The 20,958-nt window shown below is 63.2% G+C and carries 13 protein-coding genes; 7 read left to right on the top strand and 6 right to left on the bottom strand.

Going from position 1 to position 20,958, the window contains the following annotated elements; all coding sequences use genetic code 11:
- The first annotated feature begins 61 nt into the window (after positions 1 to 61).
- The 4 genes from purH (at position 62) to hemF (ending at position 4,310) form a co-directional block, all read left to right on the top strand.
- Complete coding sequence (purH, locus tag CEW83_RS20375) at positions 62 to 1,645, top strand: bifunctional phosphoribosylaminoimidazolecarboxamide formyltransferase/IMP cyclohydrolase (protein ID WP_108950996.1); 1,584 nt, start codon at positions 62 to 64, stop codon at positions 1,643 to 1,645.
- Positions 1,646 to 1,663: 18 nt separating this feature from the next.
- The gene (gene purD, locus CEW83_RS20370) at positions 1,664 to 2,941 is read left to right on the top strand and encodes a phosphoribosylamine--glycine ligase (protein ID WP_108950995.1); all 1,278 of its coding nucleotides are present in this window, start codon (positions 1,664 to 1,666) and stop codon (positions 2,939 to 2,941) included.
- A gap of 121 nt (positions 2,942 to 3,062) precedes the next feature.
- Positions 3,063 to 3,395: a YegP family protein gene (locus CEW83_RS20365; RefSeq protein ID WP_108950994.1), complete on the top strand. Its 333-nt coding sequence runs from the start codon at positions 3,063 to 3,065 to the stop codon at positions 3,393 to 3,395.
- A 6-nt stretch (positions 3,396 to 3,401) separates the two neighbouring features.
- The gene (gene hemF / locus CEW83_RS20360) at positions 3,402 to 4,310 is read left to right on the top strand and encodes an oxygen-dependent coproporphyrinogen oxidase (protein WP_108950993.1); all 909 of its coding nucleotides are present in this window, start codon (positions 3,402 to 3,404) and stop codon (positions 4,308 to 4,310) included.
- A 25-nt stretch (positions 4,311 to 4,335) separates the two neighbouring features.
- On the opposite strand, the gene dnaE is transcribed toward hemF, so the two are convergent.
- From dnaE to CEW83_RS20335, 5 genes are all read right to left on the bottom strand, one after another.
- On the bottom strand, positions 4,336 to 7,830 hold the full coding sequence (gene dnaE / locus CEW83_RS20355) for a DNA polymerase III subunit alpha (protein ID WP_108950992.1): 3,495 nt from the start codon (positions 7,828 to 7,830) through the stop codon (positions 4,336 to 4,338).
- 92 nt (positions 7,831 to 7,922) lie between these two features.
- Positions 7,923 to 9,398 (bottom strand): mechanosensitive ion channel, encoded by a 1,476-nt coding sequence (locus tag CEW83_RS20350; RefSeq protein ID WP_108950991.1) that lies wholly within the window; start codon positions 9,396 to 9,398, stop codon positions 7,923 to 7,925.
- 161 nt (positions 9,399 to 9,559) lie between these two features.
- A complete protein-coding gene (locus CEW83_RS20345) occupies positions 9,560 to 10,534 on the bottom strand; it encodes a quinone oxidoreductase family protein (RefSeq protein ID WP_108950990.1) in 975 nt (324 codons plus the stop codon).
- Between the two features lie 49 nt (positions 10,535 to 10,583).
- On the bottom strand, positions 10,584 to 11,759 hold the full coding sequence (locus CEW83_RS20340) for a phospholipase A (RefSeq protein WP_234418931.1): 1,176 nt from the start codon (positions 11,757 to 11,759) through the stop codon (positions 10,584 to 10,586).
- Positions 11,752 to 14,049: an NADP-dependent malic enzyme gene (locus tag CEW83_RS20335; RefSeq protein ID WP_108950989.1), complete on the bottom strand. Its 2,298-nt coding sequence runs from the start codon at positions 14,047 to 14,049 to the stop codon at positions 11,752 to 11,754. Before CEW83_RS20335 ends, CEW83_RS20340 begins: the two co-directional genes overlap by 8 nt.
- A 319-nt stretch (positions 14,050 to 14,368) precedes the next feature.
- Between CEW83_RS20335 and CEW83_RS20330 the strand changes: the two genes are divergently transcribed.
- The gene (locus CEW83_RS20330) at positions 14,369 to 15,148 is read left to right on the top strand and encodes a ParA family protein (protein WP_108950988.1); all 780 of its coding nucleotides are present in this window, start codon (positions 14,369 to 14,371) and stop codon (positions 15,146 to 15,148) included.
- Between the two features lie 39 nt (positions 15,149 to 15,187).
- Here CEW83_RS20330 and CEW83_RS20325 read toward each other — a convergent pair whose 3' ends face one another.
- The gene (locus tag CEW83_RS20325; protein WP_108950987.1) at positions 15,188 to 17,416 is read right to left on the bottom strand and encodes a UvrD-helicase domain-containing protein; all 2,229 of its coding nucleotides are present in this window, start codon (positions 17,414 to 17,416) and stop codon (positions 15,188 to 15,190) included.
- Between the two features lie 333 nt (positions 17,417 to 17,749).
- Here CEW83_RS20325 and CEW83_RS20320 point away from each other — a divergent pair, with 333 nt between their 5' ends.
- Positions 17,750 to 18,079: a hypothetical protein gene (locus CEW83_RS20320; protein WP_108950986.1), complete on the top strand. Its 330-nt coding sequence runs from the start codon at positions 17,750 to 17,752 to the stop codon at positions 18,077 to 18,079.
- Between the two features lie 248 nt (positions 18,080 to 18,327).
- A complete protein-coding gene (leuS, locus tag CEW83_RS20315) occupies positions 18,328 to 20,949 on the top strand; it encodes a leucine--tRNA ligase (RefSeq protein WP_108950985.1) in 2,622 nt (873 codons plus the stop codon).
- Positions 20,950 to 20,958: the final 9 nt, after the last annotated feature.

Genomic DNA, 20,958 nt, shown 5'->3' with positions numbered 1-20,958 from the left:
CCGTAACGGCGCCGCGCCGCAACACCGATTTCCGATTCAACTCTCCAAGCCAGGCCCCACGATGAAAGTCACCCAAGCCCTGATCAGCGTTTCCGACAAAAGCGGCGTGCTCGAATTCGCCCGCGAACTCGCCGGACTCGGCGTCAAGCTCCTGTCCACCGGCGGCACCGCCAGCCTGCTGCGTGAAGCCGGCCTCGACGTCACCGACGTAGCCGATCACACCGGCTTTCCGGAAATGCTGGACGGCCGGGTCAAGACCCTGCACCCCAAGGTGCACGGCGGCATTCTCGCCCGCCGCGACCTGCCGGAGCACATGGCGACCATCGCCGAGCACGACATCGGCCGCATCGACCTGGTGGTGGTGAACCTCTACCCCTTCCAGCAGACCGTTGCCCGCCCCGACTGCACGCTCGAGGATGCGATCGAGAACATCGACATCGGCGGTCCCACCATGGTCCGCGCTGCAGCAAAGAACCACGGCAACGAAGCCGGCGGCGTCGGCATCGTGACCGACCCTGCGGATTACGCCGACATCGTGGCCGAACTCAAGGCCGGCGAGGGCAAGCTGAGCTACAAGACCCGCTTCGCCCTCGCGGTGAAGGCCTTCACCCACACCGCACGTTACGACTCCGCGATCTCCAATCACCTCACCGCACTGGTCACCAACGAAGTCGGTGACGTGTCGAAGCAGACCTACCCCGAGCGCTTCCAGCTCGCCTTCGACAAGGTCCAGAACCTGCGCTACGGCGAGAACCCGCACCAGAGCGCGGCCTTCTACAAGGAGCCGAATGCGCCCGAGGGCTCGATCTCCAGCTACGCACAGCTGCAGGGCAAGGAACTGTCCTACAACAACATTGCCGACGCCGATGCAGCGTGGGAATGCGTCAAGGCCTTCGACACCGGCGCCTGCGTCATCGTCAAGCACGCCAACCCCTGTGGCGTGGCGATCGGCGCTACGCCGCTCGAGGCCTACAAGAAAGCCTTCTCCACCGACCCGACCTCGGCCTTCGGCGGCATCATCGCCTTCAACAGCGAAGTCGATCGTGCCGCGGCCGAAGCCGTTTCCGCCCAGTTCCTCGAAGTGCTGATCGCGCCGTCCTACACGGCTGAAGCACTCGAACTGCTGCGTGCCAAGCAGAACGTGCGCGTGCTCACCTGCCCGCTGGGCAAGCCTGCCGGCGCCTTCGACTACAAGCGCGTGGGCGGTGGCCTGCTGGTGCAGAGTGCGGACGAAGCCCGCATCCAGATCGCCGACCTCAAGGTGGTGACCAAGCGTGCGCCGACCGAAGCAGAGATGCGCGACATGCTGTTCGCCTGGCGCGTCGCCAAGTACGTCAAGTCGAACGCCATCGTCTATTGCCGTGACGGCATGACCATTGGCGTCGGCGCCGGCCAGATGAGCCGCGTGGATTCTGCCCGTATCGCCAAGATCAAGGCGGAGAACGCCGGCCTGCAGATCGCCGGTTGCGTGGTGGCATCGGATGCCTTCTTCCCATTCCGCGACGGTCTCGACGTCCTTGCGCAGGCTGGCGCCACTGCGGTGATCCAGCCCGGTGGCTCGATGCGTGACGCCGAGGTGATCACCGCTGCCGACGAGCAGAACATCGCGATGGTGCTCACCGGCTTCCGCCACTTCCGTCACTGATCGCCCCAGGAGCAGCACATGAAAGTCCTCGTCATCGGCTCGGGCGGGCGCGAACACGCGCTGGCCTGGAAGCTTGCCCAGTCGCCCAAGGTCACGCGCGTTCTGGCCGCCCCCGGCAACCCGGGCACCGCGCGCGAGCCCAAGCTGCAGAACGTGGCAGCAACCGAAGTCGCCGACCTCGTGGCGCTTGCCCGCAGCGAGCAGGTCGGCTTCACCGTGGTCGGCCCCGAGGCACCGCTTGCAGCCGGCGTGGTCGACGCCTTCCGCGCCGCCGGCCTGCCGATCTTCGGGCCGACGAAGAATGCCGCCCAGCTCGAGAGTTCGAAGGACTTCGCCAAGCGCTTCCTGCTGCGCCACGGCATTCCGACCGCGAAGTATCAGACCTTCTCGGACGCCGCCGAAGCCCATGCCTACATCGACGCCGAAGGCGCACCGATCGTGATCAAGGCCGACGGCCTTGCCGCAGGCAAGGGCGTGGTGGTGGCAATGACGGCCGAGGAAGCCCACGCTGCCATCGACATGATGCTGCTCGACAACAAGATGGGCGACGCCGGTGCACGTGTCGTCATCGAAGAGTTCATGCAGGGCGAGGAAGCCAGCTTCATCGTGCTGGCTGACGGCAAGAACGCACTGCCACTGGCCACCAGCCAGGACCACAAGCGTCTGCTCGACGGTGATCAGGGCCCCAACACGGGCGGCATGGGCGCGTACTCGCCCGCCCCGGTGGTGACGCCTGACGTCCACGCTCGCGTCATGCGCGAAGTCATCCTGCCGACGCTGGCCGGCATGACCGCCGACGGCCTGCCCTACACCGGCTTCCTCTATGCTGGTCTGATGATCGATGGCGAAGGCAAGCCAAGGGTGGTCGAGTTCAACTGCCGCATGGGCGACCCCGAAACCCAGCCGATCATGATGCGCCTCAAGACGGATCTTGCCGATCTCATCGAAGCAGCCATTGCCGGCAAACTCGATCAGATCGAGGCCGAATGGGACCGTCGGGTCGCGCTCGGCGTGGTGCTCGCCGCTGCAGGCTACCCTGACAGTCCGCGCAAGGGCGACCCGATCACCGGCCTGACACCCGCTGGCGAGGACAGCACACACGTCTTTCACGCCGGCACCGCCGAACGCGACGGTGAAGTCGTCACCTCCGGCGGCAGAGTGCTGTGTGTGACCGCGCTCGGAGACAACGTGAAGGCGGCGCAGAAGGCGGCATACGATCTCGCGGCAACGATTCAGTTCGATGGCTGCCAGTACCGCCGCGACATCGGCTATCGCGCAGTCGCGCGCAAGAGCTGAATCGGGTCAATCAAGGACATATGCCACGGCGGTATGATCTTTACACGGGTTATGCTTATGAAGGTGCGGTCTGGATACAGCTGACCGCGAGATCCCCGTCAAGCGCAGGAAGGAGAAACCAATGACCCTTAAGTTCGAGATCACCAAGTCCGCCGGTGGCGAGTTCTTTTTCAAACTCGTTGGCGAAAACGGCAAGACCCTGGTTCGCAGCGAGGGCTACAACGCCAAGGCAAGCTGTACCAATGGCGTCGAGTCGGTCCGCAAGAATTCGGCCGAAGACAAGCGCTATGCACAGAAGACCGCATCCGACGGACGTCCCTACTTCAACCTGACCGCCACCAACGGCCAGGTCATCGGCACCAGCCCGATGTTTGCAGACGCAGCCGCCTGTGAGGCTGCCATCGCTGCAATGAAGACCGGCGCTGCTGCTGCGGCCGTAGACGATCAAAGCTGAGAATCAATGACCCCGAGCACCGTCAGGCCCTATTTCACCGATCTTCAAACCCGGATCGTCACCCGTCTCGAACAGTTCGACGGGCAGGCGTTCAAGGCAGACGGATGGGCGCGACCGGGCGGCGGTGGCGGTCTGAGCCGTGTCATCGAGGAAGGCAACTTCTTCGAGCGCGGCGGGGTCAATTTTTCGCATGTCATGGGCGACGGCATGCCGGCTTCGGCCACCGCTCACCGGCCAGAACTGGCCGGCAGGCGCTTCGAGGCAATGGGCGTGTCGCTGGTCCTGCATCCGCACAACCCCTACTGCCCCACGGTGCACATGAACGTGCGCTGCTTCATCGCCCTGGCCGAAGGCAAGGATCCCGTGTGGTGGTTTGGCGGCGGCATGGACCTGACGCCTTATTATGGCTACGAGGATGACGTCCGCCACTTTCACGCGACCTGCAAAGCGGCGGTCCTGCCGTTTGGCGGCGAGGCCGAGCATGCGCGTCTGAAGGAATGGTGCGACCGCTATTTCTTCCTCAAGCATCGCAACGAACCCCGCGGCGTCGGCGGACTCTTCTTCGACGATCTTGGCGCTGACGGCAAGACCGATTTCGACACCGCATTCGGCCTGACGCGATCGGTTGGCGACGCCTTTATCGACGCCTATCTGCCCATCATCGAACGTCATCGCGACGCGCCCTATGGCGAGCGCGAACGCGACTTCCAGGCATATCGCCGCGGTCGCTACGTCGAATTCAATCTGGTTTTCGACCGCGGCACCCTGTTCGGCCTGCAATCGGGCGGACGCACCGAATCCATCCTGATGTCGATGCCGCCCATCGTCAAATGGCGCTACGACTGGCACCCCGAAGCCGGTTCGCCGGAAGCCCGCCTCTACGACGTCTTCCTGCAGCCCAAAGACTGGGTTTAAGCACTCCGCAGGGCGCTCGCCCTCGTCAGTTCGGATACACCACTTCCACCGCCTCGGGCGGCAGCCACTCGCGCAGGCTCTCGAGCAGGCTTTCCTCCAGCCGCACGCGCCAGCCGTCGCCAAAAGGCAGTTCCGCCTCGGCCACGGCGTTGCGATAACGCACCTTGACCGGGCAGCCGCCATCGCGGAACGGCGTCAGCAAGGTCTGCAGACGGTCGGCCGTTGCCGCCGCGCCGCCACTCTCACCCACTTCGCCGTTGAGCTTCAGTTGCAGCGCACGCGCGAAACGGCTGCGCGCCTCGCCCAGTGTCAGCAGCTTGTCGGCGATGATGCGGAAACCGCCCGAGAACTCGTCATTGCTGACCTTGCCCTCGATCACCAGCACCTCGTCGGTGACGATCTTGCCGCGGTTGGCATCGAGCACCTCGGAATAGACCGCCACCTCGCGTGGCTGCGTGCCGTCGTCGAGCAGCACGAAGGCCATCTTGCCGCGGTTGCCCACCTTGGTCCGCACCTCCATCACCACACCCGCCATCATGGTCAGGTCGCGCGACGGCTCGATCTGGGCCAGCGTGCGGCGCACGAAGCGGCGCACCTCGCCCTTGAAGGCATTGAAGGGGTGACCGGAGAGGAAGAAGCCGATCGCGGTCTTCTCTTCCTTGAGGCGCTCGCGCTCGGTCCACGGCCGCACCTTGACGAACTCGACCCCCGCCCCTGCCGCCTCGGGCATCATGTCGAACAGGCCACCCTGCATCGCATTGGCGGCCACCTGCTCGGCGGCCTCCATCGCCAGCGATACGGTCGCCATCAGTTGCGCGCGATCGAGGCCCTTGTGACCCTCCAGCGTATCCATCGCGCCCGAGCGGATCAGGGCCTCGATGACCCGGCGATTGGCCAGACGACGGTCCACACGCTCGCAGAAATCAAACAGGTCGCGGAAGGGTGCGCCTTTCTCGCGCGCCGCGATGATCGCGCGCACCGCCGGTTCGCCCACCCCTTTGACCGCGCCGAGACCGTAACGGATCACCTTGCGATCGACGGGCACGAAACGGTAATCGGATGCATTGACGTCGGGCGGCAACACCTCGATCTTGTTGGCAACGGTGTCTTCATAGAAGATCTTCACCGTGTCGGTGTTGTCGAGGTCGGACGACATCGTCGCCGCCATGAAGGCCGCGCAGTAGTGGGCCTTCAACCACGCCGTGTGGTAGGTGACCACCGCATAGGCCGCGGTGTGCGACTTGTTGAAGCCGTACTCCGCGAACTTGGTCATGAGGTCGAACAGCTGCTCGGCCAGTGCCGGATCGTAGCCCTTCTGCTTCGCACCGTCGGCAATCGTGGCGCGGTGCTTGGCCATCTCCTCGGCTTTCTTCTTGCCCATCGCCCGGCGCAGCATGTCCGCCCCGCCCAGGGTGTAGCCGCCGATGATCTGGCTGATCTGCATCACCTGTTCCTGGTACACGATCACGCCATAGGTCGGCTCCAGGCAGGCCTTGAGGTCGGGATGGAAGTAGTCGATCTCCTGCTGGCCCTTCTTTCGCAGGATGAAGTCATCCACCATGCCCGAACCGAGCGGGCCGGGGCGATAGAGCGCGAGCACGGCGATGATGTCTTCGAAGCGGTCGGGCGCAAGCTTCTTGAGCAGCTTCTTCATGCCGTCCGATTCGACCTGGAAGATCGCCGTGGTATTGGCATCCTTCAGGATCTGGTAGGCGGCGGGGTCCTTGAAGCCAAGGCTCATCAGGTCGGGCCGCTTGCCGGTCTCGCGCTCCACGTACTGCAGCGCAAGCTCGATAATCGTCAGGTTGCGCAGGCCGAGAAAGTCGAACTTCACCAGGCCCACGGCTTCGACGTCGTCCTTGTCGAACTGCGACACCGGGGTCGCATCGTCGCCATCGGCGATGTAGAGCGGACAGAAATCGGTCAGCTTGCCCGGCGCGATCAGCACGCCGCCGGCGTGCATGCCGACGTTACGCGACAGGCCCTCGAGCGGCAGCGCCAGACTCCACAACTCCTGCACCGATTCGCCGTCATTGCCGTCCTTCATCATGTCGCCGATCTGCGGCTCCATCTCGTAGGCACGGGTCAGTGAAACCGGCTTCGCACCTTCGACCGGCACCAGCTTGGACAGCCTGTCGCACAGACCATAGGGCAGATCCAGCACACGCCCCACGTCGCGCACCACAGCCTTCGAGGCCATCGTGCCGAAGGTGGCGATCTGGCTCACCGCGTCCTTGCCATAGCGCTCGCGCACGTACTCGATCACGCGATAGCGGTTGTCCTGGCAGAAGTCGATATCGAAGTCGGGCATCGACACCCGCTCCGGGTTGAGGAAGCGCTCGAACAGCAGCGCGTACTCAAGCGGATCGATGTCGGTAATATCAAGCGAATAGGCTACCAGCGAACCGGCACCGGAACCTCGCCCCGGCCCCACCGGCACGCCATTCGCCTTGCCCCAGCGGATGAAGTCGGCAACGATCAGGAAGTAGCCTGGAAAACCCATCTGGATGATGGTGTCGGTTTCGAACTTCAGCCGGTCCTCGTAACGCTGACGCTGGCGCTCGCGCTCCTCCGGGTTCGGATAGAGCTGGACAAGCCGGCGCTCGAGGCCGTCCTTGGCCTCCTGCACCAGGAAGTCGTCCAGCGTCATGCCTTCCGGCGTCGGGAACTGCGGCAGGAAGTTCTTGCCCAGCTGCACCGTCAGCGAGCACCGGCGTGCAATCTCGACGGCGTTCTCGAGCGCCTCGGGGAGATCGGCGAACAGTTCGCACATCTCGTCCTGGCTCTTGAGGTACTGCTCTTCGGTAAAGTCACGCGGACGACGCTTGTCGGCCAGCACGTAGCCCTGTGCGATACACACGCGGGCCTCATGCGCCTTGAAATCCTCACGGGTGAGGAACTGCACCGGATGCGTCGCCACCACCGGCAGGCCGAGCTTGTTCGCCAGCACCAGCGCCTGGCGAATATAAGCCTCGGTGCCGGGATGTCCGGCACGCTGCAGCTCGATATAGAAGCCGCCCGGAAACATGCGTTTCCAGTCGGCCGCCAGCAGTTCGGCGATCTCGGGATTGCCGTTGACCAGGTTTTGCCCGATATCGCCCATCATGGCGCCGGAAAGGCAGAGCAGATCGCTCGCGGCACCGTCTTCAAACCACGCGCGGCGCAATTCTGCCCGCCCGCGGTGCTTGTTCTCCAGATAGGCTCGCGTCAGCAGTTCGGACAACTGCCCATAACCGTTGCGGTTCTTGCAGATCAGCAGCACGCGATAAGGCTTGTCGCGCTCGACCTCGTTCTCGATCCAGACATCCGCTCCAACGATCGGCTTGATGCCCTTGCCGCGGCAGCCCTTGTAAAACTTGACCATCCCGAACAGGTTGGCGAGATCGGAGATGCCGAGCGCAGGCATGCCGTCTGCAGCCGCAGACGAAATGGCCTGATCGATCTGGACGATGCCGTCCGTGATCGAGTATTCGGTGTGAAGACGGAGGTGAACGAAACGGGGGGAATGTGCGGAACTCATGGGCGCAATTTTACCCGAGCGACGCCATCCCCCCCGTACTCGGGAAGAAAAAGTCCGGTGCCGTCATGCCGCCACCGGACCCAAGTCCAGCTTCAGCCCTTGCCGGGCTCGTCCTTGCGCAACCTGGCCAGCCAGTACTCCATCTGGCGACCCGCCGCTTCGCGACCACCCAGTCCGAAGGACAGGGCCACCGCCACTGCAACCGCACCAAAACCCAGGCCAAAAGCCAGATTGACGATATCGTCGGCAATGCCCATGGCACGCAAGCCCATTGCAATCACCAGTCCGAGAATGGCGACGCGGGCAATGCGTGCCAGCCCGCTCGCATGCTCGCCGCTGGCCCGGTTGATGGCCTCGGCAGCGAGGTTGGCGAGCCAGAAACCGGCAACAAGGATCACCGCACCGAGCAGGATGTCGCCACCGAACTGAACAAACATCGTCACCAGTTCGCTGATCTGACCGAACCCCAGGCGATTCGCCGCTTCCACCACGGCAAACAGCATCGCAAAGAACAGCACCAGGCGCCCCACCAGCGCCGATGCGGTCTGTCCTTCGCCAATCGCGTGCCCAAGGCCCAGCTTCGCCGGCAGCAGGTCGAACCCGACGCCTGCGAGCAGTCGCGCAACCAGACCGGACGCGAAGCGGGCAACGAACCAGGTCACGCCCAGAATCACCGCCGCCGCCAGGATATTGGGCACGGCACCAAAGAACTGGTCGAGCATGCTGATCGCCGGGGCGGACACGGCCTCGATCTTCAAGGCGTCGAGTGCTGCGATCAGGCTTGGCACGAAGACCAGGATGAACACCAGCATGCCGGCAAGGCGCGACAGTTTCACGGTCTCATCCAGTCCGATGCATGTGCCGAGCCTGTCTGCGCCGGCAGCCGCAAGGAGATTGCTGACCAGCCCGCGCAAGACCCTGGCCACCAGCCAGCCCACGAATCCGATGACCAGCGCGGCAAAGATGTCGGGCACCATCGACAAGGCGCGATCGACCATGCCCTGCACCGGCTCAAGCAGGCCCTGGAGCTGAAAGGCCCCGAGAATGGCCGGCAGGAACAGCAGGATCACCAGCCAGAACGCGACATTGCCCATGTTGGCGCTCATCGGCTCCATGCCGGCCTCGGTTGCGAGGCGTTCATCCAGCGTGGTTGTTGCCAGCATCTTGCTCGTGAGCGCCCGAAGGACGGTCGCGAGTACCCAGGCGACCACCGAAAGAATGGCGCCCGCCAGCAGATGTGGCAGGTAGGTGGTGATCTGGGCCAGCAAGGCCGCGAACGGAGACGACAGACTCTCCAGATCGAGGATGTTGAGTACCGCGACGACGGTAATCAGCAATACCAGCCCGAACAAGCCGAGGCTGAGCATCGACTCAAGGTCGAACGCCTGCCCGGTGCCGCTCTGAAGCTTCTGGTTGATGCCCGCGACCCGCAATACGCGGCGGCTGCCCGCGCGAACAAGGACTGCGGCAAACCAGCCCAGCGCCAGGATGGCAAGCGCACCGAGTATGCCCGGCAGGCTGCCGCCCAAGGTCGATTGCAAGCTCGAAATCAGCGTGTTCTGTTCCATTGTTGTCGATCTCCCTGGTCGTCATGAGATGAGCGGTAGCACACGTGACGCCATTCCATTGCGCAAAATGCTGCACCGCGTCATACCGGGAACATATGCCAGACCCGACAACTTTGCAACAAACACAAACTCACCAAACGACCCGGGCCGCCGCAGACTGGTCAGGGCAACAGAATGCTGGAACCCGTCGTCAGGCGCGCCTCAAGCTCGGTATGCGCACGGGCAGCTTCGCTCAGCGGATAACGCTGGTTGATCTCGATCTTCAGCTTTCCGGCACTCACGACATCGAACAGATCAGCCGCCATTGCAACCAGATCGTCCCGCTCCGCGGTGTAGGTAAACAGTGTCGGACGGGTCAGGAACAGCGACCCCATCTTCGCCAGCAGCCCACAATCGAAAGGTGGGACCGGTCCGGATGCTGCGCCGAACAGCACCATCATGCCCATGGGCCGCAGGCAGGCCAGTGAATCCATGAAGGTATCCGCACCGATCGAGTCGTAGACCACCGGCACACCGCGTCCACCGGTGATGGAGCGAACCTGTTCGGCAAAGCGTTCGCGGGTATAGACAATCGGATGATCGCAACCGTGGGCGCGTGCGATCTCGGCCTTTTCGTCCGAACCGACCGTACCGATCACCGTCGCCCCGAGCGCCTTCGCCCACTGGCACACCATCAGTCCCACCCCGCCCGCAGCGGCGTGGATGAGGATGGTGTCACCCGGCTGCACGCGATACGTGCGGCGCAGCAAATACTCGGCGGTCAGGCCCTGCAACATCATTGCCGCGCCCTGCTCGAACGAAATCGACTCGGGAAGCGCGACCAGACGGTGTGCCGGAATATTGCGCACTTCAGCATAGGCACCGAGCGGGCCGCCCGCATACGCGACGCGGTCACCCACCTTGAGTCCATCGACCCCGTCACCGAGTGCTTCGACGACGCCAGCCCCCTCGAGACCAATGCCCGAAGGCAAGGGGACCGGATACAGGCCACTGCGGTGATAGGTATCAATGTAGTTCAGGCCGACGGCGTAATGGCGCACGCGTGCCTCACCGGCAGCAGGCGCGACGGGGTCGAACGACTCCCATTGAAGGACTTCGGGCTTACCAGTCTGATGAAAGCGGATGGCGTGCGGCATGGCGGTCTCCTGGCGGGCGCACCCGCTGCGGAAACCGCCGGGTGACGCCTTATCTTACGATCGAAACCCCGATTCTAAACTGAGGACCACGGCCCACGTTGTAATCGAGCAGCGTCTCGCCGTACCCGTTGAAATACTGCAGATGCGCGAACGCGCCGACCCCGGAAAACACGCTCTGGCGCAGCGGATAGGACAGGTCGAGCTGCGTGCTGCCCACGCCCGCCTTGCCCTTGCGCAACAATGCTGAGAGCATCAGACCGTCGTCGCTTCCCAAGCGCAAACCGAGCTGGGCGTAGCCTCGGTAGTCGGTGATATCGGGATTGTCGTCCTTGTCGATGTAGCCCCATACCTTGGGCTCAACGCCCAGATAGGTGCGACCGTTCGGAAAGTAGTAACGGGCATCGATACGCGCAAACAAGGTGTCGATACTGCGCGAATCCTCTTCATCGCGCCCATTGGACTCGTGCTCGTAACCGGCAGCCAGGGCGACCGAATTCCCCTCGCTGGGATCGGACAGCTTCCACTGATAGAACAGCGAAGGCCGGAAGCTCGTATCGCGAAACGGCTTGGAATCCGATGACAGGTCCCACAACGAGGTCTGCGTAAAGCCGAAATACAGACCGCGCACCAGCGGGAAGCCCTCGGCCACGACGCCCTGGTCATCGAACAGACGGTAGCGGAAGCTGATCTGGTAGCGCGCCGACTTCGGGTCGGTGCCGCCGATGACGAAATACATCGGTTCGTGAAAACTGAGCGCGGCAGGGGCCACCGGCTCATCCGAACGTTGCTGCTGGGTCACCGCCCCGGCCTTGGCGACGTTGCCCGCCTGCGCGGACGCTGCAGGTGACCGCAACGCGGCTCCCGAATCGAAAATCAGCCTTGCAGAAGGCGACTCGAGCAGGGAAAGCGTTGCCATGCCGACCACTTCGCCAGGCCATTGGCCGATGTAGCGCCGCTGCGTTTCCCCGAGCGAGCTCGCCCGCACGAGTTCGACCGCAATCCTCGGCCCGCCGTCCGGCAGCTCGACCTGAGCCGGCAGCCGCTCCGGCCACACGCCATCCACGGGCGCACCGATGACAATCAGTTCAAACGACTGCCCGGGCACCACTCGGGGCTCGGGCGACGCAAGCAACCAGCCCCCCGCCTGCGCAGGCGCAACCGCGGCCAGCGCAAGGGGAAGCAGGCCGGCCCGCACGAGGCGGGCCACCAGACCGGACTCAGCCACCCTTGGAGCGCCTCAGTTCGGCGGCATCGACCACTGCCAGCGCGGTGATGTTGACCAGTCGACGAACCGTGGCCGATGGCGTCAGGATATGCACAGGCTGTGCAGCACCAAGCAGAATTGGACCAACCGACACGCCGTCGCCGTTCGCCATCTTCATCAGGTTGAAGGAGATGTTGGCTGCGTCGAGGTTTGGCATCACCAGCAGGTTGGCATCTGCCGTCAGCGCCGAATCCGGATGCAGTTTGGCGCGGATCTCGGGCGACAGTGCTGCATCGCCGTGCATCTCGCCATCGCATTCGAGTTCGGGTGCCGTGGTACGCAGGATCTCACTGGCTGCACGCATCTTGCGCGCCGACGCCGAAGTCGAGCTGCCGAAATTGGAGTGCGACAGCAGGGCCACGCGCGGCTCGATACCGAAACTGCGCAACTCGGCAGCCGCCATCAGCGCGATCTCGGCCACTTCATCCGCATTCGGGTTCTCGTTGACGTAGGTGTCGGTCACCGCAAGCATGCGCTTGGGCAGCAACAGCAGGTTCATCGCCGCAAACTGCTTGGCGCCCGGCTTGAGGCCGATCACGTCCTGCACCTGACGCAGGTGATAGTCATAGGTTCCGAACGTGCCGCACACCAGCGCATCCGCATCGCCACGACGCAGCAGCATCACGCCGATCAGTGTCGTGTCGCGACGCATCTTGGCCTTGGCCAGATCCGGCGTCACACCGTCACGGGCCATCATGCGGTAGTAGTCGTTGCACAGCTCGCGATAGCGGGGGTCGGATTCCGGATTGACGATATCGAAGTCGCGCTCGGGCACGAGGTTGAGACCGATCTTCTTGATCCGCATCTCGATCACACTGGGGCGACCGATCAGGATCGGACGGGCCAGGCCTTCGTCGATGGCCACGCGCGCCGCATGCAGAACGCGCTCGTCCTCGCCCTCGGCGTAGAGTACGCGCTTCTGCTCCATCGGCACGCGCTTGGCTGCCGAGAACACCGGCTTCATGACAATGCCGGTCGTGTACACGAAGTCGCTCAGCGTCGCCGCGTACGCCTGCATGTCCTCAATCGGATGGCTCGCAACACCGGAATCCATCGCAGCCTGGGCCACGGCCGGCGCGATCTTCACGATCAGGCGCGGATCGAATGGCTTGGGGATGATGTAGTCGGGACCGAAGGTCAGTTCCGCGCCGCCATAGGCCGAAGCCACGATGTCGCTCTGCTCCGCCTGAGCCAGCTCGGCGATCGCCTTCACGCAGGCAAGCTTCATTTCCTCGTTGATCGTGCTGGCGCCCACGTCGAGCGCGCCACGGAAGATGAAGGGGAAGCACAGCACGTTGTTGACCTGGTTCGGGAAGTCCGAACGCCCGGTCGCCACGATGCAGTCCGGGCGCACCGCCTTCGCATCGGCGGGCAGAATCTCCGGATTCGGGTTTGCCAGCGCGAAGATCAGCGGCTGGTCAGCCATATTGGCGACCATCTCGGGCTTGAGCACGCCCGCGGTGGACAGACCGAGGAAGACGTCGGCACCAACGATGGCATCACCCAGGGTGCGAGCATCGGTGACCTGAGCATAACGAGCCTTCGTCGGCTCCATCTTCTCGTCACGCCCCTGATAGATCACGCCCTTGGAGTCGCAAACGTAGACGTTCTCACGCTTCAGACCAAGGCTGACCATGAGGTCCAGGCAGGCAATGGCGGCCGCGCCGGCGCCGGAACACACCAGCTTCACGGTGGCGATGTCCTTGCCGACAACCTTGAGACCGTTGATCAGGCCCGCCGACGAGATGATGGCCGTGCCATGCTGATCGTCGTGGAAGACCGGAATCTTCATGCGCTCGCGCAGCTTCTTCTCGATGTAGAAGCACTCGGGCGCCTTGATGTCCTCGAGGTTGATACCGCCCAGCGTCGGCTCAAGCGAAGCGATGATGTCGATCAGCTTGTCGGGGTCATTTTCGTTGAGCTCGATATCGAACACGTCGATATTGGCAAACTTCTTGAACAGGCAGCCCTTGCCTTCCATGACCGGCTTCGACGCCAGCGGGCCGATATTGCCCAGTCCGAGCACTGCAGTGCCGTTGGTGACCACGGCAACCAGGTTGCCACGGCTGGTGAGTTCACGTGCCTGTGCGGGGTCCGCGACGATGGCATCGCAGGCGGCTGCCACACCGGGCGAATAGGCAAGCGCGAGATCGCGCTGGTTGGTCAGGCCCTTGGTGGGCACGACCGAAATCTTGCCGCGTGTCGGCGCACGGTGATAGTCCAGTGCCGCTGCGATGAAATCCTGATCCATGAGTTCTCCCTCTCGGTACAGTATGGTGTTCTCGTGAACATCCGGACAGGACAATAGGCGCTTGCCCTTGTCCTGCCAATTGCGATCATCCGCAGCGTTTTCTTTTTGCTCTGGCACGAGCTGCCTTGCCACGGACCGGACCCGACCGGGCCCGCATGCCGAGCGCCCCGGGGAGTAGGCTGCAACGGTCATGAATAACGAGTCGGAAGTTTAGCGCAGCGCTCGCGGCTTGGGCAGGTGTGCCCTGCGCAAAACAGCTATCCGGGATAGGTTTGCCGATTTTTGGCACAATGCCGCAACAACCGGAGGGGAATCGACGATGCGACGCGTGGTGTTCAATCAGAAAGGTGGGGTCGGCAAATCCACCATTACCTGCAATCTGGCAGCAATCAGCGCCCAACAGGGCAAGCGTACGCTGGTCATCGACCTCGATCCGCAGGGCAACTCCACGCAATACCTTCTCGGCGTATCGGGCGACTCGCTCGACAGCACGCTCGCAGACTTCTTCGACCAGACGCTCAACTTCAAGCTCAATCCGAAAGCAACCGGCGACTTCATCGTCGCCAGCCCTTTCGACGGCCTGCACGTCATGCCCTCCCACCCACAGCTGGAAGAGCTGCAAAGCAAGCTGGAATCGCGCTACAAGATCTACAAATTGCGTGATGCACTCGATGAACTTGCCGGGGACTACGACTGCGTCTACATCGACACCCCGCCGGCGCTCAACTTCTACACCCGCTCGGCCCTGATTGCCGCCAACGCGTGCCTGATCCCGTTCGATTGCGACGACTTCTCACGCCGCGCGCTCTACTCCCTGCTTGAGAACGTGGAGGAGATCAAGGCCGACCACAACCGCGACCTCAGAGTTGAAGGCATCGTGGTGAACCAGTTCCAGGCCCGCGCCAGCCTCCCACAGAAAGTGGTGCAGGAACTGATCGATGAAGGCTTGCCCGTGCTTGAGCCCTACCTGTCGGCCTCGGTGAAGATCAAGGAGTCACACGAACAGGCCAAGCCAATGATCCACCTCGAACCCAAGCACAAACTCGCGCAGGAATTCGTCTCCCTGCACGACAATCTGGCACGCAAGTACGGCGCCTGAGCGGCACGGGCCCGCGGGCCCGCCGCCTCGAGAAGACCCTCAGGCCGGGTCGAGCTTGGCCACTGCGAGCAGCAGCCACTTCATCCCGGCCGAGCCGAAATTGACCTGCACCCGGGCGTCACTGCCACCGCCCTCGGCGGCGACGATCACGCCCTGCCCGAACTTGGCGTGACTCACGTTCTGGCCGATGCGCAGACCGCCGGGCAAACTGGCAAACGCCGGCCGCGGTTCACGCTGCGTTGCGGCCGGTTTTGCGGACGACGTGAAGTAGGCCCCGCCTGCGCCACCGGTCGCACCACCAAGCGCAGCACGCGGACTCGGCGGACTGAGCCACTTGGTGAGCCCGGCCGGAATCTCCTCAAGAAACCGTGAGCGCAGGTTGTAGCGGGTCTGGCCATGAAGCATCCGGCTCTGCGCGAATGACAGGTACAGCCGCTCCCTGGCGCGAGTCACCGCCACATACATCAGCCGCCGCTCCTCCTCCAGCCCCTCGGCTTCGAGAATGCTGTTCTCGTGCGGAAACAGCCCCTCTTCCAGCCCGGACAGGAAGACCACATCGAATTCCAGGCCCTTGGACGAATGCACGGTCATCAACTGCACGGCATCCGCACCCTGATCCGCCTGATGATCACCGGCCTCGAGCGACGCATGGGCAAGAAAGTCCGCAAGCTGACGGTGCTCGCCGGGATCGGCGGGATCGGCTCCGGGCGCACCCGCCTGCTGCTCCGCAACGAAGTTGGCGGCCGCGTTCAGCAGTTCGTCCAGGTTCTCCAGGCGCTCGCTGCCCTCTTTCTCGCTTTTGTAGTGATCTCGAAGACCGGAGCGGTCCAGCACGTGATCGATGAGCTCGGGAAGGGTCAGCGGCCCGGTATCACGCCGCAGATCCTCGATCATCCTCAGGAACTGACCCAGCGCGGTTCCCGCCTTGCCGGTCAGGTGCGGCACGGTGGCATACAGGCTGGTGTTATAGGTGCGCGCGGCGTCCTGCAACACCTCGATCGAGCGCGCTCCAATCCCGCGCGTGGGAAAATTCACCACCCGCGCAAACGCGGTGTCATCGTCCGGATTGGCGATCAGGCGCAGATAGGCAAGGGCGTGCTTGATCTCCTGGCGCTCGAAAAAGCGCAGGCCGCCATAGACCCGGTACGGAATACCGGCCGAGAAAAGGCGATGCTCCAGCACGCGCGACTGCGCATTTGAACGGTAAAGCAGCGCAATCTCGGCGCGGGAACGACCATCGCGCACCAGCCCCTGTATCTCCTCCACGATCCAGCGCGCCTCATCAGAGTCGGCATAGGCTTCGAAGATACGGATCGGCTCACCCGCCCCCTGGTCGGTCCACAGATTCTTGCCCAGGCGGTGCGTATTGAAGCGGATGATCGCATTCGCCGCATCCAGGATATTGCTGTACGAGCGATAGTTCTGCTCGAGCCGAATGACGTTTTTCACCTGAAATTCGCGCTCGAAGTCGCGCATGTTGCCCACTTCAGCGCCACGAAACCGGTAGATACTCTGGTCGTCGTCCCCCACGCACAGCAAGGCTGCGCCGCCCTCGGCACCGTCTGCTGCCAGCAGCTTCAACCACCGGTACTGCAAGCGGTTGGTGTCCTGAAACTCGTCGACCAGGATGTGCCGGAAGCGCCGCTGATAATGGCGACGAATCGGTTCATTGCGTTCGAGCAACTCGTAAGTGCGCAGCAGCAACTCCGCAAAATCCACAACAGACTCGCGCTGGCACTGGGCTTCATACTCCTGATAGAGCTGAACGCGCTGCTTTGTAAAGTCGTCCCAGGCTTCGACGGCATGGGGGCGGTTTCCCGCCTCTTTCTGGCCATTGATGAAGTGCTGGAGCTCACGCGGCGGAAATTTTTCGTCGTCGACATTCAGCGTCTTCAGCAAACGCTTGATTGCGGCCAGCTGATCGGCAGAGTCAAGGATCTGGAACAGCTGCGGCAGCCCGGCATCACGGTGATGGGCGCGCAACAACCGGTTGCACAGACCATGGAAGGTGCCGACCCACATGCCACGCGGACTGATCGGCAGCATCGCACCGAGACGGGCGAGCATCTCCTTTGCCGCCTTGTTGGTGAAGGTGACCGCCAGGATGCCGGACGGGTCGACCTGGCCGGACTGGATGAGCCAGGCAATGCGGGTGGTCAGGACGCGGGTTTTTCCAGAGCCGGCGCCCGCGAGGATGAGGGCATGCTGCGGCGGCAGGGTAACGGCCTGAAGTTGTTCGGGATTCAGATTGGCAAGCAGTTGGGACATGAGTTTTCCTTTACTGCCGCCATTCTAACCGCTGACCTTGCACAGCCCGCTAGCGCGGGTCAGGAGTGTGCGAGCACTCATTACTATAACTAATGGACTAATGCTGTGATTTTGAGACAGGCGCTTGATCCCCTGTAGCTGCTGCGATAGGCTTAAATTGTGCACAGCAACAAATTGATGAACTTTTTCACGTTCTTTTTGCCAGATACCTTATAGAATGGTTCATAAGAAGCCATCGTTACTTGACGCAGCACAGCATACGGAGCGCAAAGCACAGGCCCACAAGGCCCCTAAAGCGCACGCAGGCCTACCCCGGCCATACGGAGAACACAGATGAAAGCACCCAAACTACTTCCCTGGTACGCTCGCAAGGCCGGCGTCCCCATCGAGCGCGCCAATTCCCTTTGGCGCAAGGCAGTCCGCGAAGCCACCACCGAGACCGGCTGGGTTGGCAACGCAGAGTACTGGGGTGCAGCCATCGACATATTCCTCAACCTCCTCGACGCCGAGAAGGAAACCCTGTGCACGCCCTGTGTTACGCCCATTCTTCGCAGCCAGCAGCGCATGTGGAACATGCCACTGACAGCGATGGAAGACATGTTCAAGGCCATGTCGGCCAACTGGCAGCGCCAGACCGAGATCAAACCCCAGAAGGCGGCCTGATCGGTACGAATTCAAGCGCAGCGCCCCAGCGGCGACGCCCACCCCCTCCCTCCCTCTCCTTCATCGGAGATTTGGCATCCGGCCCCTTCGCCGGGTGCCATTTTTTTTGCTGAAGCGCGTAAAAGGCAGGCTTTCCTGCGCCGCACAGGCAAAGGATTTGGCACTCAGACCCGACTGCCCGAGCGCCAGCACCGGGCTTCGCGATATACTTTCGCGTTTTCAACGCTTTGAGCGCACGCACCCCGCCCATGCAGGACAAATACCAGCCCGCCGCCGTCGAAACGGCCGCCCAGCAGCACTGGGATGCCACCTCGGCCTTCCGTGTATCCGAAGATGCCAGCCGTCCCAAGTACTACTGCCTGTCGATGTTCCCTTACCCGTCGGGCAAGCTGCACATGGGACACGTGCGCAACTACACCATCGGCGACGTACTGGCGCGCTTCCACCGCATGCGCGGCTACAACGTGCTGCAGCCCATGGGCTGGGACGCTTTCGGCATGCCCGCCGAGAATGCGGCCATCCAGAACAACGTGCCGCCCGCCAAATGGACCTACGCCAACATCGATTACATGAAGACCCAGCTCAAGCGCCTGGGCTTCGCCATCGACTGGTCGCGTGAAATTGCCACCTGCACGCCCGAGTACTACCGCTGGGAGCAGTGGCTGTTTACTCGTCTGTACGAGAAGGGCCTGATCTACAAGCGCCTCGGTACGGTGAACTGGGACCCGGTCGACGACACCGTGCTTGCCAACGAGCAGGTCATCGACGGGCGCGGCTGGCGTTCCGGCGCGCTGGTGGAAAAGCGCGAGATCCCCATGTATTACATGAAGATCACCGCTTACGCCGACGAACTGCTTGAGGCGCTGGATGGCCTGTCCGGCTGGCCGGAGCAGGTCAAGCTGATGCAGAAGAACTGGATCGGGCGCTCGGAAGGGGTCGAGGTGCATTTCCCCTACGACCTCTCGACCATTGGCGCATCCGGCGTACTGAAGGTGTTCACCACCCGCGCCGACACGCTGATGGGCGCAACCTACGTTGCGGTCGCAGCCGAACACCCGCTCGCCACCCAGGCGGCAGCAGGCAACGCTGAACTCGCTGCCTTCATCGAAGAATGCAAGCGTGGCGGTGTCGCCGAAGCCGACCTCGCCACCATGGAAAAGAAGGGCATGCCCACCGGCCTGCGTGTGGTGCACCCGATTACCGGCGAATACCTGCCGGTGTGGGTCGCCAACTACGTGCTGATGGGCTACGGCGAAGGCGCAGTGATGGCGGTTCCCGCCCACGACGAACGTGACTTTGCGTTTGCCACCCGCTACAAGCTGCCGATCACGATGGTCGTGCGCTCCACCCGCGACGCCTACGAACAGACCGTATCGCCGTGGATCGACGCCTATGCCGAACCGGGCCGACTGGTCAATTCCGGCAAGTACGACGGCCTGCATTTCCAGGATGCGGTTGATGCCATCGCTGCCGACCTCGAAGCCAAGGGCCTGGGCAACAAGCGCGTGCAGTACCGCCTGCGCGACTGGGGCATTTCGCGCCAGCGCTACTGGGGCTGCCCGATCCCGATGATCCACTGCGACGACTGCGGTGACGTGCCCGTACCTGACGAGCAGCTGCCGGTAGTCCTGCCCGAGAACGTCGAAGTGACCGGCCGCGGCTCGCCGCTGGCCAAGATGGCCTCGTTCTACGACTGCAGCTGCCCCAAGTGCGGCAAGCCGGCCAAGCGCGAGACCGACACCATGGACACCTTCGTCGAATCGTCCTGGTACTTCCTGCGCTATGCCTGTGCCGACAGCACCACCGCGATGGTCGATGAGCGCGTCAATTACTGGGCGCCGGTAGACCAGTACATCGGCGGCATCGAACACGCCATTCTGCACCTGCTCTACTCCCGCTTTTTCACCCGCGCCATGCGCGATTGCGGCCTGGTGAACGTGTCCGAGCCCTTCGCCAACCTGCTCACCCAGGGCATGGTGGTCGCCGAAACCTATTACCGCGACCTCGACGGTGGCAAGAAGCAGTGGATCAACCCGGCCGACGTCACCGTCGAACGCGACGAACGCGGTCGCATCGTGGCTGCCAAGCTCACCAGCGACGGCCTGCCGGTCGTGATCGGCGGCGTCGAGAAGATGGCGAAGTCGAAGAACAACGGCGTCGACCCGCAGGCCCTGGTGGACCAGTACGGCGCGGATACCGCGCGCCTGTTCACCATGTTCGCCGCCCCACCCGACCAGCAGCTCGAATGGTCCGACTCCGGTGTCGAGGGCGCGTCGCGCTTCCTGCGCCGGGTATGGAACCTAGGCCACGTTTTCAGCAGCGAAATGCGTGCTGCACTGCCGGCCCAGCGCCAGATGGCAGCGGGCACGCTGCCGGCGGCGCTGGCCGACGTTCGCCGCGAGATCCACACCCACCTGAAGCAGGCCAACTACGACTTCGGCAAGCACCAGTTCAACACCGTGGTGTCGGCGGCGATGAAGATCCTCAACGCGCTCGAAAAAGCGCCGCGCGACAACGCTGCGGCCCACGCAGAGCTGACCGAAGAGGGCCTTTCCATCCTGCTGCGCCTGCTGTCACCGATCACGCCCCATATCGCGCACGCGCTGTGGAAGGACTGTGGCTACGGTGAGGACATCCTCGTCGCAAGCTGGCCCGAGCCACTCGAAGCAGCACTCAAGCAGGACGAGCTCGAACTGATGGTGCAGGTCAACGGCAAGCTGCGCGGCAGCATCAAGGTTGCCGCAGCCGCCAGCAAGGCCGAGATCGAAGCGCTCGGACTGGCCTCCGAAGCCGCACAGAAGTTCATGGAAGGGAAGCCGCCGAAGAAAGTCGTCGTCGTTCCCGGCCGCCTGATCAATATCGTGGTCTGAGGACGCACT

It is taken from the genome of Parazoarcus communis (genome assembly GCF_003111645.1).
Taxonomy (GTDB): domain Bacteria; phylum Pseudomonadota; class Gammaproteobacteria; order Burkholderiales; family Rhodocyclaceae; genus Parazoarcus; species Parazoarcus communis_A.
This window is presented reverse-complemented; position numbering and strand designations above follow the sequence as displayed.

Coding starts and splice junctions, on each gene's coding strand:
- purH (WP_108950996.1), top strand. CDS start 62: ATGAAAGTCACCCAAGCCCTGATCAGCGTTTCCGACAAAAGCGGCGTG.
- purD (WP_108950995.1), top strand. CDS start 1,664: ATGAAAGTCCTCGTCATCGGCTCGGGCGGGCGCGAACACGCGCTGGCC.
- CEW83_RS20365 (WP_108950994.1), top strand. CDS start 3,063: ATGACCCTTAAGTTCGAGATCACCAAGTCCGCCGGTGGCGAGTTCTTT.
- hemF (WP_108950993.1), top strand. CDS start 3,402: ATGACCCCGAGCACCGTCAGGCCCTATTTCACCGATCTTCAAACCCGG.
- dnaE (WP_108950992.1), bottom strand. CDS start 7,830: ATGAGTTCCGCACATTCCCCCCGTTTCGTTCACCTCCGTCTTCACACC.
- CEW83_RS20350 (WP_108950991.1), bottom strand. CDS start 9,398: ATGGAACAGAACACGCTGATTTCGAGCTTGCAATCGACCTTGGGCGGC.
- CEW83_RS20345 (WP_108950990.1), bottom strand. CDS start 10,534: ATGCCGCACGCCATCCGCTTTCATCAGACTGGTAAGCCCGAAGTCCTT.
- CEW83_RS20335 (WP_108950989.1), bottom strand. CDS start 14,049: ATGGATCAGGATTTCATCGCAGCGGCACTGGACTATCACCGTGCGCCG.
- CEW83_RS20330 (WP_108950988.1), top strand. CDS start 14,369: ATGCGACGCGTGGTGTTCAATCAGAAAGGTGGGGTCGGCAAATCCACC.
- CEW83_RS20325 (WP_108950987.1), bottom strand. CDS start 17,416: ATGTCCCAACTGCTTGCCAATCTGAATCCCGAACAACTTCAGGCCGTT.
- CEW83_RS20320 (WP_108950986.1), top strand. CDS start 17,750: ATGAAAGCACCCAAACTACTTCCCTGGTACGCTCGCAAGGCCGGCGTC.
- leuS (WP_108950985.1), top strand. CDS start 18,328: ATGCAGGACAAATACCAGCCCGCCGCCGTCGAAACGGCCGCCCAGCAG.